This window comes from Bifidobacterium sp. LH_424 (assembly GCF_056356895.1).
The window spans coordinates 104474-118492 of the sequence record NZ_JBKEVC010000003.1; the positions used below are offsets into that span (position 1 = coordinate 104474).

The 14019-nt window shown below is 67.4% G+C and carries 10 protein-coding genes; 2 read left to right on the top strand and 8 right to left on the bottom strand.

Going from position 1 to position 14019, the window contains the following annotated elements:
* Positions 1-24: 24 nt before the first annotated feature.
* From AC1AYP_RS04465 to eno, 3 genes are all read right to left on the bottom strand, one after another.
* Positions 25-585 (bottom strand): DUF501 domain-containing protein, encoded by a 561-nt coding sequence (locus tag AC1AYP_RS04465; RefSeq protein WP_476546875.1) that lies wholly within the window; start codon positions 583-585, stop codon positions 25-27.
* Positions 582-1154 carry an FtsB family cell division protein gene (locus AC1AYP_RS04470; RefSeq protein ID WP_476546877.1) on the bottom strand — a complete coding sequence of 191 codons (573 nt, stop codon included), beginning with the start codon at positions 1152-1154 and terminating at the stop codon, positions 582-584. Before AC1AYP_RS04470 ends, AC1AYP_RS04465 begins: the two co-directional genes overlap by 4 nt.
* A 110-nt stretch (positions 1155-1264) precedes the next feature.
* On the bottom strand, positions 1265-2563 hold the full coding sequence (eno, locus tag AC1AYP_RS04475; protein ID WP_034526353.1) for a phosphopyruvate hydratase: 1299 nt from the start codon (positions 2561-2563) through the stop codon (positions 1265-1267).
* 205 nt (positions 2564-2768) lie between these two features.
* Between eno and AC1AYP_RS04480 the strand changes: the two genes are divergently transcribed.
* Positions 2769-3254 carry an N-acetyltransferase family protein gene (locus AC1AYP_RS04480; protein ID WP_476546878.1) on the top strand — a complete coding sequence of 162 codons (486 nt, stop codon included), beginning with the start codon at positions 2769-2771 and terminating at the stop codon, positions 3252-3254.
* A 44-nt stretch (positions 3255-3298) separates the two neighbouring features.
* Here the strand turns inward: AC1AYP_RS04480 and mfd are convergent, their stop codons facing one another.
* The 4 genes from mfd to AC1AYP_RS04500 form a co-directional block, all read right to left on the bottom strand.
* Positions 3299-6913 (bottom strand): transcription-repair coupling factor, encoded by a 3615-nt coding sequence (gene mfd, locus AC1AYP_RS04485; RefSeq protein ID WP_476546880.1) that lies wholly within the window; start codon positions 6911-6913, stop codon positions 3299-3301.
* Positions 6903-7502, bottom strand: a complete 600-nt coding sequence (pth, locus tag AC1AYP_RS04490; RefSeq protein WP_476546882.1) for an aminoacyl-tRNA hydrolase — start codon at positions 7500-7502, stop codon at positions 6903-6905. The genes mfd and pth overlap by 11 nt, the downstream gene beginning before the upstream one ends.
* Before the next feature lie 101 nt (positions 7503-7603).
* Positions 7604-8188, bottom strand: coding sequence for an N-acetyltransferase family protein (locus tag AC1AYP_RS04495; protein WP_476546884.1), 585 nt, complete (start codon positions 8186-8188; stop codon positions 7604-7606).
* Positions 8189-8501: 313 nt separating this feature from the next.
* On the bottom strand, positions 8502-11849 hold the full coding sequence (locus AC1AYP_RS04500; RefSeq protein WP_476546886.1) for a UPF0182 family membrane protein: 3348 nt from the start codon (positions 11847-11849) through the stop codon (positions 8502-8504).
* Between the two features lie 219 nt (positions 11850-12068).
* Here AC1AYP_RS04500 and AC1AYP_RS04505 point away from each other — a divergent pair, with 219 nt between their 5' ends.
* Entirely contained in the window at positions 12069-13265 is a 1197-nt protein-coding gene (locus AC1AYP_RS04505) for a glycoside hydrolase family 3 N-terminal domain-containing protein (RefSeq protein WP_476546887.1), read from the top strand.
* Here AC1AYP_RS04505 and nadD read toward each other — a convergent pair.
* Positions 13262-14011 carry a nicotinate-nucleotide adenylyltransferase gene (gene nadD / locus AC1AYP_RS04510; RefSeq protein ID WP_476511611.1) on the bottom strand — a complete coding sequence of 250 codons (750 nt, stop codon included), beginning with the start codon at positions 14009-14011 and terminating at the stop codon, positions 13262-13264. The two genes, AC1AYP_RS04505 and nadD, sit on opposite strands and share 4 nt — an antisense overlap.
* Between the last annotated feature and the right edge of the window lie 8 nt (positions 14012-14019).

The following is a 14019-nucleotide window of genomic DNA, read 5'->3' on the forward strand; positions in this document are numbered from 1 at the left end:
CGGACTGAGGGGTAGTCCGCCTTGTCAGTCCAGCACGCTGCACCGGCACACGGCCGGGTCGAACTCGTCCTTCACACGGTCGAGCACCATGTCGCCGATCGGGTTGGCGCCGCGGCCCATGACGAGCGACTGGGCGATCAGCGCGTGCAGGCACTTGACGCGCACGGGCATGCCGCCGGCCGACGTGCCTTCGATGTGCTCTTCGGTGTCGCCGAGCTTGACGGCGATCTCGTGGCGGAACGCGAGATACAGCTCGTGGGCGCGCACGTAGGCGGCCTTCACGTCCTCGTCTTCGGCGACGAGTCGGCTGTACTCCTGCATCACGCCGTCGGCCTCCACGTGCGAGGCGGCCTTGACGGCCTCCGGACTGGTGAGATAGCAGGTGGTGGGGAACGGCACGCCGCCGGGCAGCAGCGGACGGGTGACGACGGCGAGCGGACGGCCGCACACGCAGCGTGCGCCGACGGCGGCCATGCCGCGCGGGTAGCGTCCGAGCTGGTGCTCGACGATGGCGATGTCGGCTTCGGTGGCCGGATGGTCGAGAATCTGGTCGGCCAGTGCGGTCGGGTCGATGGTGGTGGTCACTGTTGGTCCTTCTTGGTCGTGGTCGTGTCCGTCGAGGTGGAGCCGGAATCCTGCCGGTTCTTCTGCGTTCCGGTCTTCCCCTGCGTGCCCGTGGAGTTCTTGGACACCGGTTCGTCGGCCTTCTTGAACGCGTACGAGAGCTCACTGTACCAAGGCAGTTGCTTCGACGTGTCCGTCTCGGCGTCGGTCTTCGTCCCGCCGCCGCTGCCGTCGCCGGTCACCGCCTGCGGGTTCTGCACGCGCACCGCGGTCTCGCCGGGGAAGACGAAGCCGAGGCGTTCGCGCGCCTGCGCGGCAACGTAGTTCTTGTCGTTCCAGCGGGAGATGTCGTTCTCCAGCTCCTGCTTCTGGGCGACGAGCGACGCCTCCTCGCGTTTGAGGCTGTTCAGGTGGGCGAGGTCGGCCGCGTACGTGTTGAACGTGGAGACGAGCTGGATGGTGCCGACCGCGATGATGAACAGGGAGACGAAGAAGGCGATCGGGCCGGAGTTGCCGGAACGGCGGTTCTTCTTCGCCTTCGCGGCGGACTTGGCGTCCCCCGCGCGTGGTGTCCGGTTCCGTGTGGTCATGGGCAACAAAATACCCGTCGCGTTCGACGGAACGCGACGGGCATTCGTTGCTACGCTATGGCCGCCCCGTATGGGGCGACGCCTCAGCACGCCGGCGAAGCGGCATCAACTCACTTGTTGATGTACTTCTTGCAGGCCTTGAAGGCGCTGTAGCCGGCGTACTTCGCGGTGGAGCCGAGCTCCTCCTCGATCTCGAGCAGGCGGTTGTACTTGGCGACGCGCTCGCCACGGGCCGGGGCACCGGTCTTGATCTGGCGGGTGTTCTTGGCGACGGCCAGGTCGGAGATGGTGGTGTCCGGGGTCTCGCCGGAACGGTGGGAGACCATGGAGGTGTAGCCGTTGGCGGTGGCCAGCTCGATGGCGTCGAGGGTCTCGGTCACGGTGCCGATCTGGTTCAGCTTGACCAGCAGGGAGTTGGCGGCGCCGAGCTCGATGGCCTTGGCCAGACGGGCCGGGTTGGTCACGAGCAGGTCGTCACCGACGAACTGCAGGCGATCGCCGAGCAGCTTGGTGATGGCGGTCCAGTCTTCCCAGCCCTCCTCGTTGAACGGATCCTCGATGGAGACGATCGGGTACTCCTCGATGAGCTGCTCGTAGAAGTCGAGCATGTACTGGGAGTCGCGCTCGTCGCCCTCGAAGTGGTACTTGCCGGTCTCCTTGTTGTAGAACTCGGAGGAGGCGACGTCGAGGGAGATGCCGATCTGCTTGCCCGGCTCGTAGCCGGCGGCGGAGATGGCGTCCATGATGTAGTTGAGGGAGTCCTTGTTGGACTTCATCTTCGGAGCGAAGCCGCCCTCGTCGCCGAGGCCCGTGTTCAGGCCTTCCTTCTTGAGGACGTTCTTCAGGGTGTGGTAGACCTCGACGCCGGCCTGGAGGGCCTCGGAGTAGGTGTCGAAGCCGTACGGGGAGATCATGTACTCCTGGATGTCGGTGGCGAAGTCCGCGTGGGCGCCGCCGTTCATGATGTTCATGTTCGGCACCGGCAGGATGTGGCCGTTGGTGCCGCCGATGTAGCGGTACAGCGGCTCGTCGGCGGACTCGGCGGCGGCGTACAGGGCGGCCAGGGAGACGCCGAGGATGGCGTTGGCGCCCAGACGGCCCTTGTTCGGGGTGCCGTCGAGCTCGATCATCAGGTCGTCGAGGGCGCGCTGGTCGGAGGCATCCATGCCGATGACCTTCGGAGCGATCTCCTCGTTGACGGCCTTGACCGCGTTCAGAACGCCCTTGCCGCCGTAGACGGACTTGTCGCCGTCGCGACGCTCCCAGGCCTCGGCCTCACCGGTGGAGGCACCGGACGGGACCAGACCCAGACCGCGGGCGCCGTCCTCGGTGTCCAGAACGACCTGGACGGTCGGGTTGCCGCGGGAATCGAGAATCTGACGCGCGTAGACGCTTTCAATTGCTGCCACAACTACTCCTTTAACGTTAGGTTGTGATGACATCGTCAAGAATAGTGTGATTGATGGACTACGCGCAAGGGTTGCGCATTGCGTGTTGTGAGCGTTCACATCCCACTGTTCACCGATATTTCAACGTTGTTTCACGCCCCGTTCGACTCCCGCCGACGTTCCACGGTCCGGACAGGCGCCACGTCCGCCGACTAGACTGGCGCGCATGAACGACATGCACATCCGCCGCGCCGAGGAGCGCGACATCCCCGAACTCCACCGCCTGCTGCGGCAGGTGGCGGACGTCCATCACGCCGGCCGCCCCGACCTGTTCAAGGCGGACGCGACGAAATACACCGACGACGAACTCGCGGGAATCCTCGCCGACGACGAACGCCCGGTCTTCGGCGCGTTCTCGGACGCGGACGACGCGACGCTCTACGGCTACGCGTTCTGCGTGTTCGAGCGGCATCCGGGCAACCACGTGCTCACCGACGTGACGACGCTCTACATCGACGACATCTGCGTCGACGAGGCGGCGCGCGGGCGGCACGTGGGCACCGTCGTCTACCGGCATGTGCTCGATTTCGCCCGCGGCGCCGGCTGCTACAACGTGACGCTCAACGTCTGGTCGTGCAATCCCGGCGCGCAGGCGTTCTACGAGCGGATGGGTCTCAAGCCCTACAAGATCGGCATGGAGACGATCCTGTAGGGCCTTGCAGGGTCCGCGCCCCGCCCCGCTCCCCCGCCGCCCGGCTACCGGCGTTTGCCCGGCACGTAGGCCAGGTCGTTGAGCAGGTCGGACACCCAGTCCATCACCTGCTCGCCGGGCATCGGCCCCTTGCCAAGGGAGCCGCCGAACGGCGTGGGGATGATCATCTGGTGCGTGACCGGCCGGTACTGGAATCCCTTGTAGATGCGCGACATGCGCATGAGCATCGACTCGGGCGGGTCGACGCGGCCGACGCGCAGACGGTTCGACTGGGCGAGAATCTCGGAGATGCCGAGCTTCCTGGCCCTGAACTTGAGGCGCGCCACGCCGAACAGCATCTCGAACTCCTCCGGCAGCGGGCCGTAGCGGTCGGCGAGCTCCTCGGCGAGGTCCTTGAGGTCGTTCTCGTCGCGGGCGGCGGCGAGCTTGCGGTACGCCTCGAGGCGCAGCTTGTCCGAGTCGATGTAGTCCACCGGGATCGACGCCTCGACCGGCAGGTCGATCGACACGTTCACCGGTTCGGCGGCCTTGTCCGGCTCCTTGTACTTCTCGACGGCCTCGGAGACCATGCGCACGTACAGGTCGAAGCCGACGCCCTCGATGTGGCCGGACTGCTGGTCGCCGAGCAGGTTGCCGGTGCCCCTGAGCTCCAGGTCCTTCATCGCCACGTCGAAGCCGGAGCCCAACGCCGTGTTCTGCGCGATCGTCGCGAGCCTGTCGTGCGACTGCTGGGTCATCGGCTTGGACGGATCGTACAGGAAGTACGCGTACGCGCGTTCGCGGCCGCGGCCGACGCGTCCGCGCAGCTGGTGGAGCTGCGAGAGGCCGAAACGGTCCGCATGGTCGACGATCAGCGTGTTCGCGTTCGAGATATCGAGGCCCGTCTCGATGATCGTCGTGCACACGAGCACGTCGATGTCGCGGTGCCAGAAGTCGCGGATGATCTGGTCGAGCTGCTTCTCGCCCATCTTGCCGTGCGCGACGCCGACCTTCGCCTCAGGCACGAGCGTGTGGATCCTGTCGGCGATGTGCGCGATGTCCTCCACGCGGTTGTGCACGTAGAACACCTGTCCGCCGCGCAGCAGCTCGCGGCGCACCGCGGCCGTGACCTGCGCGTCCTCGTAGGCGCCCACGTAGGTGAGCACCGGCAGACGGTCCTCCGGCGGGGTGGCGAGCGTCGACATCTCGCGGATGCCGGTGACGGCCATCTCCAGCGTGCGCGGGATCGGCGTCGCGGAGAGGGACAGGACGTCCACGTTGGTGCGCAGGGCCTTGAGCGTCTCCTTGTGTTCGACGCCGAAACGCTGCTCCTCGTCGATGATGACGAGGCCCAGGTCCTTGAACCTGATCTTCGGGTTGAGCAGCTTGTGCGTGCCGATGACCACGTCCACGGTGCCGGCCGCCAGCCCCTCGATGGTCTCCTTGATCTCCTTGGGTTTCTGGAAGCGGCTCATCGCCGCCACGTTGACCGGGAAGCCCTCGTAGCGTTCGGTGAACGTCTCGTAGTGCTGCTGGACGAGCAGCGTGGTGGGCACGAGCACGGCCACCTGCTTGCCGTCCTGGATGGCCTTGAACGCGGCGCGCACCGCGATCTCGGTCTTGCCGAAGCCCACGTCGCCGCAGATAAGACGGTCCATCGGACGCGGCTGCTCCATGTCGTGCTTGACCTCGTCGATGGTGGTGAGCTGGTCGGCGGTCTCCTGGTAGGGGAACGCGTCCTCCAGCTCCTTCTGCCACGGGGTGTCCGGGCTGAACGCGAAGCCGGGCGTGCGCTGGCGGGCCGAATACAGCTTCACCAGGTCGTCGGCGATCTCCTTGACGTGCTTGCGCGCCTTCGCCTTGGTGGCCGCCCAGTCGGATCCGCCCAGCTTGTTGAGCTTGGGCGCTTCGGCGCCGATGTACTTGCTCACCTGGTCGAGCTGGTCGGTGGGGATGAACAGCTTGTCCGTCGGGGCGCCCCGCTTGCTCGGCGCGTATTCGATGACGAGGTATTCGCGCGTGGTGCGGTTCGCGCCGGTGCCGATGGTGCGCTGGCGCATCTCGACGAACCGTCCGATGCCGTGCTGCTCGTGCACCACGTAGTCGCCGGCCTTGAGCTCCATCAGGTCGATGGCCTTGCGGCGGCGCTTCGGGGTCTTCGCCTGCGCCATCGCCGAGGTGCGGCCGGTAAGGTCGCGTTCGGTGAGCAGGGCGGTCTTCGCCTGTCTGTCGACGAAACCGTCGACGGCCTGCGAGCGAATCGCGTCGAACCGCGTGATGCCGGTCGCGTTGACGGCTCGCTTGAGTCGTGCGAGCGTGCCCTTGGCCGCCGCGGTGATGGCGACGTCGAATCCGGCGTCGATGAGGCCTTCGATGCCGGCGGCGGCCTTCGACTCGTCGCCGCGGTACTCCCCCGGATTCGTCGCGTCGACCTGCACGCGCCCCGGGCGCGAACCGTCGACGGTGAAGCTGGTGAGGCGGATCACGTCGTGCTTCGAGTTCTCGAGCGCGGATATCGCCTCGTCATAGTCGATGAAACTCGCCTGGTCGAAGGTGATGGGCGCGCCGGCGCCGTGGCCGGACGCGGCGACGTGCCAGCTGGCGGCGAGGAACTCGTTCGCCGTCTTGGCGAGGTCCTCGGCGGAGCGGCGCAGCTTCTCCGGGTCGCTCAGCAGGATGACGGCGTTCCCGGGCAGCAGGCCGGCGACCGGCTCCATGTCGTCGATGAGCGCCGGCATCAGCGATTCCATGCCTTCGACGGGGACGGCGTTCGCGATGGATTCGAGCATGTCGTCGGCGTTCGGGATGGAGCCGATCAGCGATTTCGCGCGGGCGCGCACCCGGTCGGTGAGCTGCAGCTCGCGGCATGGCGTCGCCCAGATGGTCGTAAGGCCGTCGCCGTAGGTGCGCTGGTCGGAGGCGTGGAATTCCCTGATGCCGTCGATCTCGTCGCCGAAGAACTCGATGCGCACCGGGTGAGGCGCGGTCGGCGGGAACACGTCGAGGATGCCGCCGCGCACCGCGAACTCGCCGCGGTCCATAACGAGCTCGACGCGCGTGTACGCGTTCTCGACGAGACGGGCCGCCGCCTCGTCGAGCGGCAGGTCCTCGCCCCGCGTGAACACGAGCGGTTCGACGTCGGCGAGGCCGGCGACGATCGGCTGGATGAGCGAGCGCACCGGCATGACGAGGATGCGGATGCGCCCGAACATCGGATCGGCGTCGCTCGGATGCTTCAGGCGACGGAACACGGCCATGCGGCTGGCGACCGTGTCGGCGCGGGGGCTGAGCCGCTCGTGCGGCAGCGTCTCCCACGCCTCCAATTGGGCGATGTCGTCCGGATTCCCGTCATACCAGGAGCGCAGCGCGCCGACGGTCTCCTCGGCCTCGCGCCCGGAGGCGACGACGAGCACGACCGGCTTGCCGGCCTTGCCTGTTGTGCCGTCTGTGCCGCCCACACCCTGTGCGATGGCGGCGGCGAGCGCCGGGCGCATGCCTTCGGGCATGCCGACGACGATCGCGTCGTCGACGCCCTCCGGCGGTTCGATGTCGCCGGACGCGACCTTGCGGAACGCGGGATCGCCGTCCGCGAGCCGTTCGAGCAGCCCGGCGAGCGAGCCGTCGACGAGGCCGAGTTCGGACGTGACGGACGCGGGCGTCTCCTTGGCGTCAGCGGCCATTGAACTTCTCCTGGGTCTTGGCGAGTCCCTTGAAGATGATGTCCTCGGCGGCGTCCGCGCCGTCCATGAGGAATTCGGGCAGCTGCTTGCGCTGGTCGGGCCCGAAGCCGCCGAGCACCCAGTTGATGGTGTTGTCGTGCGCGTTGGCGCCGCGGCGCGCGTGGCCGACGCCCATGCGCACGCGCGCGTACTTCGGCGTGCCCAGCGACTTGTCGATGGATTTGATGCCGTTGTGGCCGCCGGCCGAGCCGCCAGCCTTGACCTTGATGCGGCCGAAGTCGAGGTCCATGTCGTCGTGGATGACGATGACGTGGTCGGGCTGGATCTGGTAGTAGGAGCAGATCGAGGAGACCGCGTTGCCGGATTCGTTCATGTAGGTGAGCGGCTTGGCGAGGAAGAACTTGACGGCGCGGCCGTCGAGGTGCATCGCGCCCTTGCCGAGCATGGCGAGCCCCTTGTGGTCGGAGAAGGCGACCGACCAGCGTTCCGCGAGCACGTCGGCGGTCATGAAGCCCATGTTGTGCCGCGTGTCCTCATACTTCTTGCCCGGGTTGCCCAGTCCCGCGATCAGCCAGAAATCCGATGCCATATGCGTTGCTCCTTACTGCGCCTTACTCGTTTTCGACCGAACAGATTGTACCCACCGCCTCAGTCAAGGCAGCCGTCGGCGAAGAGCCGGCGCCCCGCCGGTCACAGGTCGAGGTACCAATAGGACATGTCGTGCATGAGGCCGGTCGCGTCGGTGGCGGCGGCGGGGAGGAGCCCGAACCGGGTGAAGCCGAAGCGGCGCATCAGGGCGGTCGATCCGGCGTTGTCGGCGAAGATGATGCCGATGGCCTTGCGCATGCGGTGGGCCCTCGCCTCGTCGAGCAGATGGTCGAGCAGGAACGTGCCGACGCCGCGGTGCCGCCATCGCGGCGCGATGTAGTAGGCGAGGTCGGTGACGCCGTCGTATCCGGCGCGGTCATAGAACACGGACAACGCGCCGAAGGCGACGACCTCGCGGGGACGGGCGCCGTCGCAATCCCTCTGAACGGTCTGACCACCGTCGCATGCGACCTCTTCGTCGCCACGGGAGGCATCGTCACCGTCGTCCGTCGCCTCGACGACGAACACCCCGTAGGGCGGCTGGTGCGATTCCACCCATGCGCGGCGTTGGTCGAGGGTGCGGGGCGCGAGGTCGGCGGTGGCGCCGCCTTCGACGACGGACGCGTTGTAGATGTCGGTGATGGCCTGGAGATCGGATGCGGTCGCGGCCCGGAACAGATAGGACATGCCGACAGCCTAGCACCCGGCGCAAGAAATCCCGGAGGAAACCGGCTCGGTCCGGGAAAAGTCGCGCTGGCGCGTCGCCAGCGCAAACAATCCCGGGGAATGTCCCCGTCACCCGGGAATCCTTGCGCTGGCCCCCACTCAGCGCAAAATTTCCCGGAAAACACCCCTATCGTCCGGGAAAAGTCGCGCTGACGATGGGTCAATGCAAGAAATCCCGGAGAATCACGCCGATTCCCGGGATTTCTTGCGCCGTGCGTTGGAGCGGGATGCATCGGAGCCTCGGATACGGGGTTTCCGACGCCCCGACCCGAAACTACTGCTCCAGTTCGATGGCCTTGTTAAGGGCGTCCTCAAGGGCCTTCTGGGCTTCGCCGTAGGCGGTCCAGTCGCCGTTCTTCATGGCGTCCTGGCTGTCCTTCATCGCTTGGGCGGCGTCATCGAGCGCCTGCTTGAGCTCGGGACTGCGTGCCGTGGACGAACCGGAAGAACCGGACGACGCCGAACCGGACGAACCGGAATCCTTGCCGTCGCCGGCACCGCCCTTCGACGTGTCACCGGACGAACCCGACGAATCCGAACCGGAGTCACCCGAGCCGGAACCGCCCGAACCGCCCGCGACGTTCGCCGCGTCGCCGGCGGACGCGCCGGAGTCGCCGCCGAACACCTGATCGAGCGCCTCGTCGAGCGTGTCGGCGAACCCGACCTGGTCGCCGAACGCGACGAGCACCTTCTTGAGCAGCGGGAACGACGTGGCGCCCGAGGACTTCACGTACACGGGCTGCACGTAGACCAGGCCGCCGCCCAAGGGCAGGGTGAGCAGGTTGCCGCGCACCACGTTCGTGGAGCCGGATTGCAGGAGGTTCAGCTCCTTGGACACGTCGGCGTCGGCGTTGAAGTTGTTCTGCGCCTGTCCGGGGCCGGGCACGTTCGAATCCTTCGGCAGCTCCTGCAATCTGAGGGTGCCGTAGTTCGCCCCGATCTCGCCCTTCGTCGAACCCGCGTCCGAGTCGACGGAGAGGAATCCGGTGAGGATCTCGCGCGTCGACGTGCCGGCGGGGATGTACGAGGAGGTCAGCGAGAACACCGGCTCCTTGGTGCCGCCGGTCTGGAGGGTCAGATAGTAGGGCGGCTGGAGGATGTCCTGGTCCTGCTGCGACTGCGATTCGGTCGGGTCGACCGGCGTCTGCCAGAAGTCCTCGCCCGAATAGTACTGGCTGGCGGAGGTCACGTGGTACTTGGCGAGCAGTTCGCGCTGCACCTTGAACAGGTTCTCCGGGTAGCGCATGTGGCTCATCAGGTCGCCGCTGATCTCGCCCAGCTGGTGGTACTGGCCGGGGAAGATCTGCTCCCACGCCTTGATGACCGGATCGGACTTGTCCCACACGTACAGGTCGACGGAACCGTCATACGCGTCGACGGTGGCCTTCACCGAGTTGCGGATGTAGTTCGCCTGCTGCGTGCCGAGTCCGGTCACGGTGGACGACGAGACGGTGGTGGAGTCCTTGGTCGCCGACCCGAGGTCGGTCATCTGCGAGTACGGGTAGGCGTCGGACGTGGTGTAGCCGTCGACGATCCACTTGACGCGGCCGTCGACCACCGCCGGGTAGACGCGCCCGTCGAGCGTCAGGTACGGGGCGACCTTGGCGACGCGTTCGCGCGGCGAACGGTCGTAGAGGATCTGCGAGGCGGAGGTCACGCGGTCGGAGAAGAGGATCTGGTCGGAGCCGAAGCGGATCGCGTACAGGAGACGCGCGAACAGGTTGCCGACGGACGGGCCGCCGTTCCCCTTGAACGTGTTGGTCGCGCCCTTCGACCCGGTCGGGTAGTCGAACTCCCATGCGGCGGTGCCCTCCGGCGCGCCGACGATCGAGTATTCGCCCATGTTCGGCGAGAAATAGATGCGCGGCTCGTACTTCTCGGATTCGGTGAGCTTGCCCTGCGTGGGGATGCCGGATTCAAAGAACTCGGGCTGGCCGTCGGCGGTCACCTTGTTGCCGTAGGCGGCGACGACGCCGTAGCCGTGCGTGTACACGGTGTGGTCGTTCACCCAGTTGCGGTTGTCGTTGCCGGCGAGGTCGAGCTCGCGGGCGGCGATCACCGTATCCTGGCTCTTGCCGTCGATCTCGTACTTGTCGACGGCGAGCGTGTCGGCGAACGTGTAGTACTGCTTGGACTGCTGGAGCTGCTTGAACGTCGGGGAGACCACCTGCGGGTCGAGCAGTCGGATCTGCGCCGTGGTCTCGCCCTCCGAGCTCAACGCGCCGGATTCGCCCTTCGTCGTGGCCTTGTAGTTCTCGGTCTTGAGCTTGTCGAGGCCGTAGGCGGCGCGCGTGGCGTCGATGTTGCGCTGGATGTACGTGGATTCCATCTCCTGCGCGTTCGGGTTGACGCGGAAGCGCTGCAGCACCGCCGGCCACACGATGGTCAGGACCATGGAGACGACGACCACGACGGCGATGGCGACGATCGGGGTGCGCCACGCCTTCAAGGCGGCGGAGGCGCGCACGCCGAGCGGCTGCGCGCCCTCCAGCGCGTGCGAGCGCATGAGCCACACGCCGAGCACGACGCCGAGAATCGCGATGAGCGCGGCCATGATGAACGTGACCGGGATGGTCGCGTTGACGGTGGTGTACGTGGCGCCGGTGATGCGCGAACCCTGCTGGGTCAGATGCGCGAACACGCCGAGCGCGGTGGACGCGGCGAGCGCGAACATGTTGAGCATGAGCCACACGGCGATCTGGCGACGGGCCCGCTTCGTGATGGCGAACAGGCCACGGCCGTTCACCGGCATGGTCAGGCGGATGCCGCCCATCATCACGTGCGTGGCGACGGAGAAGACGATGCCGACGAGCAGCAGCATCGACACGGCGGACATGACGAGCCTCAGGCCGGGCAGCACGAACACGTAGAAGCCGTTGTCGAGACCGAACTGCGGGTCCTTGACGCCGAAGCTCTGCGCGTGGAACATGAGCAGCACGTCGGCCCAGTTCGCGTTGAACTGCGCGCCGAACACGGCGCCCACGATCACGGAGATGACGGCGGCGACGCGTCGCGCGGTCTTCGAGCTGACGGTCTGTTTCACTTCGACCACGTCGCCGTCGACGCGTACGCGCGAGCCGTCGGCCGCGTCGGGGCGGGCGCGGATCGCCAGCCATGCGGACAGGAATCCGACGAGTCCCATGAGCAGTGCGTACGCGACCCACAGGCCGACCTTCACGCCGAGCTGCGTCCAGACGACGGATTGGAAGCCGAGCTGCCCGTACCACATGAGGTCGGTGAGGAACCGGGCGAGGCCGAAGAACAGGCCGACGAGGATGGCGAGCGCCGCGACCACGCCGATGAGGATCTTCGTGCCGCGGTCCGGGCCGCCATGCGGGCCTTTGCCCGGACGCGAGGGTCTGCGCGTGATGCGCGGGAATCCGGGGCCGAACGGGGGTCGTCCCGCTCCCCCGCCGTGTCGCGCTCCGGAGCCGGCGGCACCGGCGCCCGCTCCGGCGCCCGACGGCCTTGCGTCGTCGCCGTCCGTCTCGACGTCGATGATGATCGGATCGTCGTCGGAGCGTTCCGCCCGCGCCCGCGATCCGTTCCGACCGGACCGCCCGCGATCGCCGCGCGGGTCGAAATCGGGGTCGAACATACCGAATATATCTGCGAATGACATGTTCCCAGCCTACAAACAGGTGGGGAATGTCAATTCGCGTCCGTTCGCCGGGAGCCGAGCCGTGCCGGCGTGTATTCTCGTGCGCGGATACGGACGGTCATCGGATATCCGATGGCCGGTGGCCGATGACCGATATCGATGACGGAAAATGATGGAAAGGGGACGTCTGTGCTCACGGGGAATCGTCGGGACGGTGGTGCGACGAGGCGCGGAGGCGCGATGCCGACGCTCGTGACGGCCGTCGCCGCGGCGCTCGCGGTCGTGCTGGTCGTCGTGCTGGTGGTCCTGCCGCGGGTGCGTGCCGTCCGGCATCTGGCGGCTCCGTCGGGCCGGACCGCGCATGTGTCGCGTTCGGCCGTCCCCACGCCCGGGGATCCGACGTCGATGCGGGCGCGGCGGATCGTCGACGGCATGGATGTGGAGGAACGCGTCGGCCAGCTGGTGATGGCACCGTTGTTCGCCGGCAGCGAGCCGTCTGTGTTGAAGGACGCGATCGCCGACCGTCACGTCGGTTCGGTGCTGCTCATCGGCAACTGGCGTTCCGGCGTGTCCGGCGTGCGCAAGGCGGTCGACGGGCTGCAATCCTATGTGGAGGACGGTTCGAGGCTGATCGTCGCCACCGATCAGGAGGGCGGCGAGGTGCAGCATCTGACCGGTTCCGGGTTCGACGCGATGCCGAGCGCGGTCGAGCAGGGCGCGATGACGTCCGACCAGTTGCGCGCGTCGGCGGCCGGTTGGGGCGGCCAGTTGGCGGCGGCCGGCGTCAACGTCGATCTCGCGCCGGTCACGGACACGGTTCCCGGCGACCGCAAGCAGAACGATCCGATCGGCGCGTTGGACCGTGATTTCGGTCTCGACGCCGCCGGCAACGCGGCGCATGCGGCGGCGTTCGTCGCGGGGATGCGCGACGCGGGCGTGCAGTCGTCGATCAAGCATTATCCGGGTCTGGGCGCGATCAAGGGGAACACGGATTTCACGTCGGACGGCATCGTCGACACGACGACCACGGCGGACGGCGCGGAGATCGGCGCGTTCCACACGGTGATCGCGCAGGCGCGGCCGGCGATGGTGATGATGTCGCTCGCCACGTACCAGCGGATCGACGCGGACGATCCGGCCGCGTTCTCCTCCGCGATCGTGGACGGCGTGCTGCGCGGCAGGCAGGGCTATGACGGCGTGGTCACGTCGGATTCGCTGTCGGCGGCCGCGGTGAGCGGCACGCCGACCGACCAGTTGGGCGTGCGGTTCGTCGAGGCGGGCGGCGATCTCGTGTGTATCGGCCAGAGCGCCTATGTCACGCCGATCCTCGACGGGTTGGCGGCGAAGGCGAAGTCGGATGACGCGTTCGCGGCCAAGGTGGCGCGTTCGGCGGAGCGCGTCGTGCGGCTCAAAATCGAGATGGGGTTGATGGACTAGCGATACAGGCCGTGCTTGCCGATGTATTGGACGACGCCGTCGGGCACGAGATACCAGACGGGCTCGTCGTGTTCGGCGCGGCGGCGCACATCGGTGGAGCTGATCGCCAACGCGGGGATCTCCAGCGTGTCCACCTTGCCTTCGGGCAGCCTCACGCCTTCGGGCGACGAGTAGCCGGGGCGGGTGACGGCGACGAAGTGGGCGAGATCCCACATCTTCTCCGCGTCCTTCCACTGCATGATCTCGGCGACCGCGTCCGCGCCGGTGATGAAGAACAGTTCCGCGTCGGGGCGTTGCGCGCGGATGTCGCGCAGCGTGTCGATCGTGTAGGTGACGCCCGGGCGGTCGATGTCGACGCGGCTGACGGTGAACTTCGGGTTGGAGGCGGTGGCGATCACCGTCATCAGATACCGGTCCTCGGCGTTGGTGACGTGCTTGTCGAGCTTGAACACGGGCCGTCCGGTGGGCACGAAGATCACCTCGTCGAGGTCGTACACCCACGCCACTTCGCTGGCGGCGACCAGGTGGCCGTTGTGGATCGGGTCGAACGTGCCGCCCATGATGCCGATGCGCGGCGTCGCATGCCAGTTGCCGCGCGCCGACCGGCGGACGGCCGCCCCGTGCCGCGCGGCGGCGGGGCCGGATTCGGAGCCGCCGGTGCCGGGCGCGCCGGCGTTGGCCACGTTGGCGGCCGCCTCCACCGAGTCGACGGACAGGTCGGACATCCGCCGTTCGCCGGCGGTCATTCCCTCCG

What these genes read in the sequence shown, in the direction of transcription:
- AC1AYP_RS04470 (WP_476546877.1), bottom strand. Translation starts at nt 1,154, where the DNA reads ATGACCACACGGAACCGGACACCACGCGCGGGGGACGCCAAGTCCGCC.
- AC1AYP_RS04480 (WP_476546878.1), top strand. Translation starts at nt 2,769, where the DNA reads ATGAACGACATGCACATCCGCCGCGCCGAGGAGCGCGACATCCCCGAA.
- mfd (WP_476546880.1), bottom strand. Translation starts at nt 6,913, where the DNA reads ATGGCCGCTGACGCCAAGGAGACGCCCGCGTCCGTCACGTCCGAACTC.
- pth (WP_476546882.1), bottom strand. Translation starts at nt 7,502, where the DNA reads ATGGCATCGGATTTCTGGCTGATCGCGGGACTGGGCAACCCGGGCAAG.
- AC1AYP_RS04495 (WP_476546884.1), bottom strand. Translation starts at nt 8,188, where the DNA reads ATGTCCTATCTGTTCCGGGCCGCGACCGCATCCGATCTCCAGGCCATC.
- AC1AYP_RS04500 (WP_476546886.1), bottom strand. Translation starts at nt 11,849, where the DNA reads ATGTCATTCGCAGATATATTCGGTATGTTCGACCCCGATTTCGACCCG.
- AC1AYP_RS04505 (WP_476546887.1), top strand. Translation starts at nt 12,069, where the DNA reads ATGCCGACGCTCGTGACGGCCGTCGCCGCGGCGCTCGCGGTCGTGCTG.
- nadD (WP_476511611.1), bottom strand. Translation starts at nt 14,011, where the DNA reads ATGACCGCCGGCGAACGGCGGATGTCCGACCTGTCCGTCGACTCGGTG.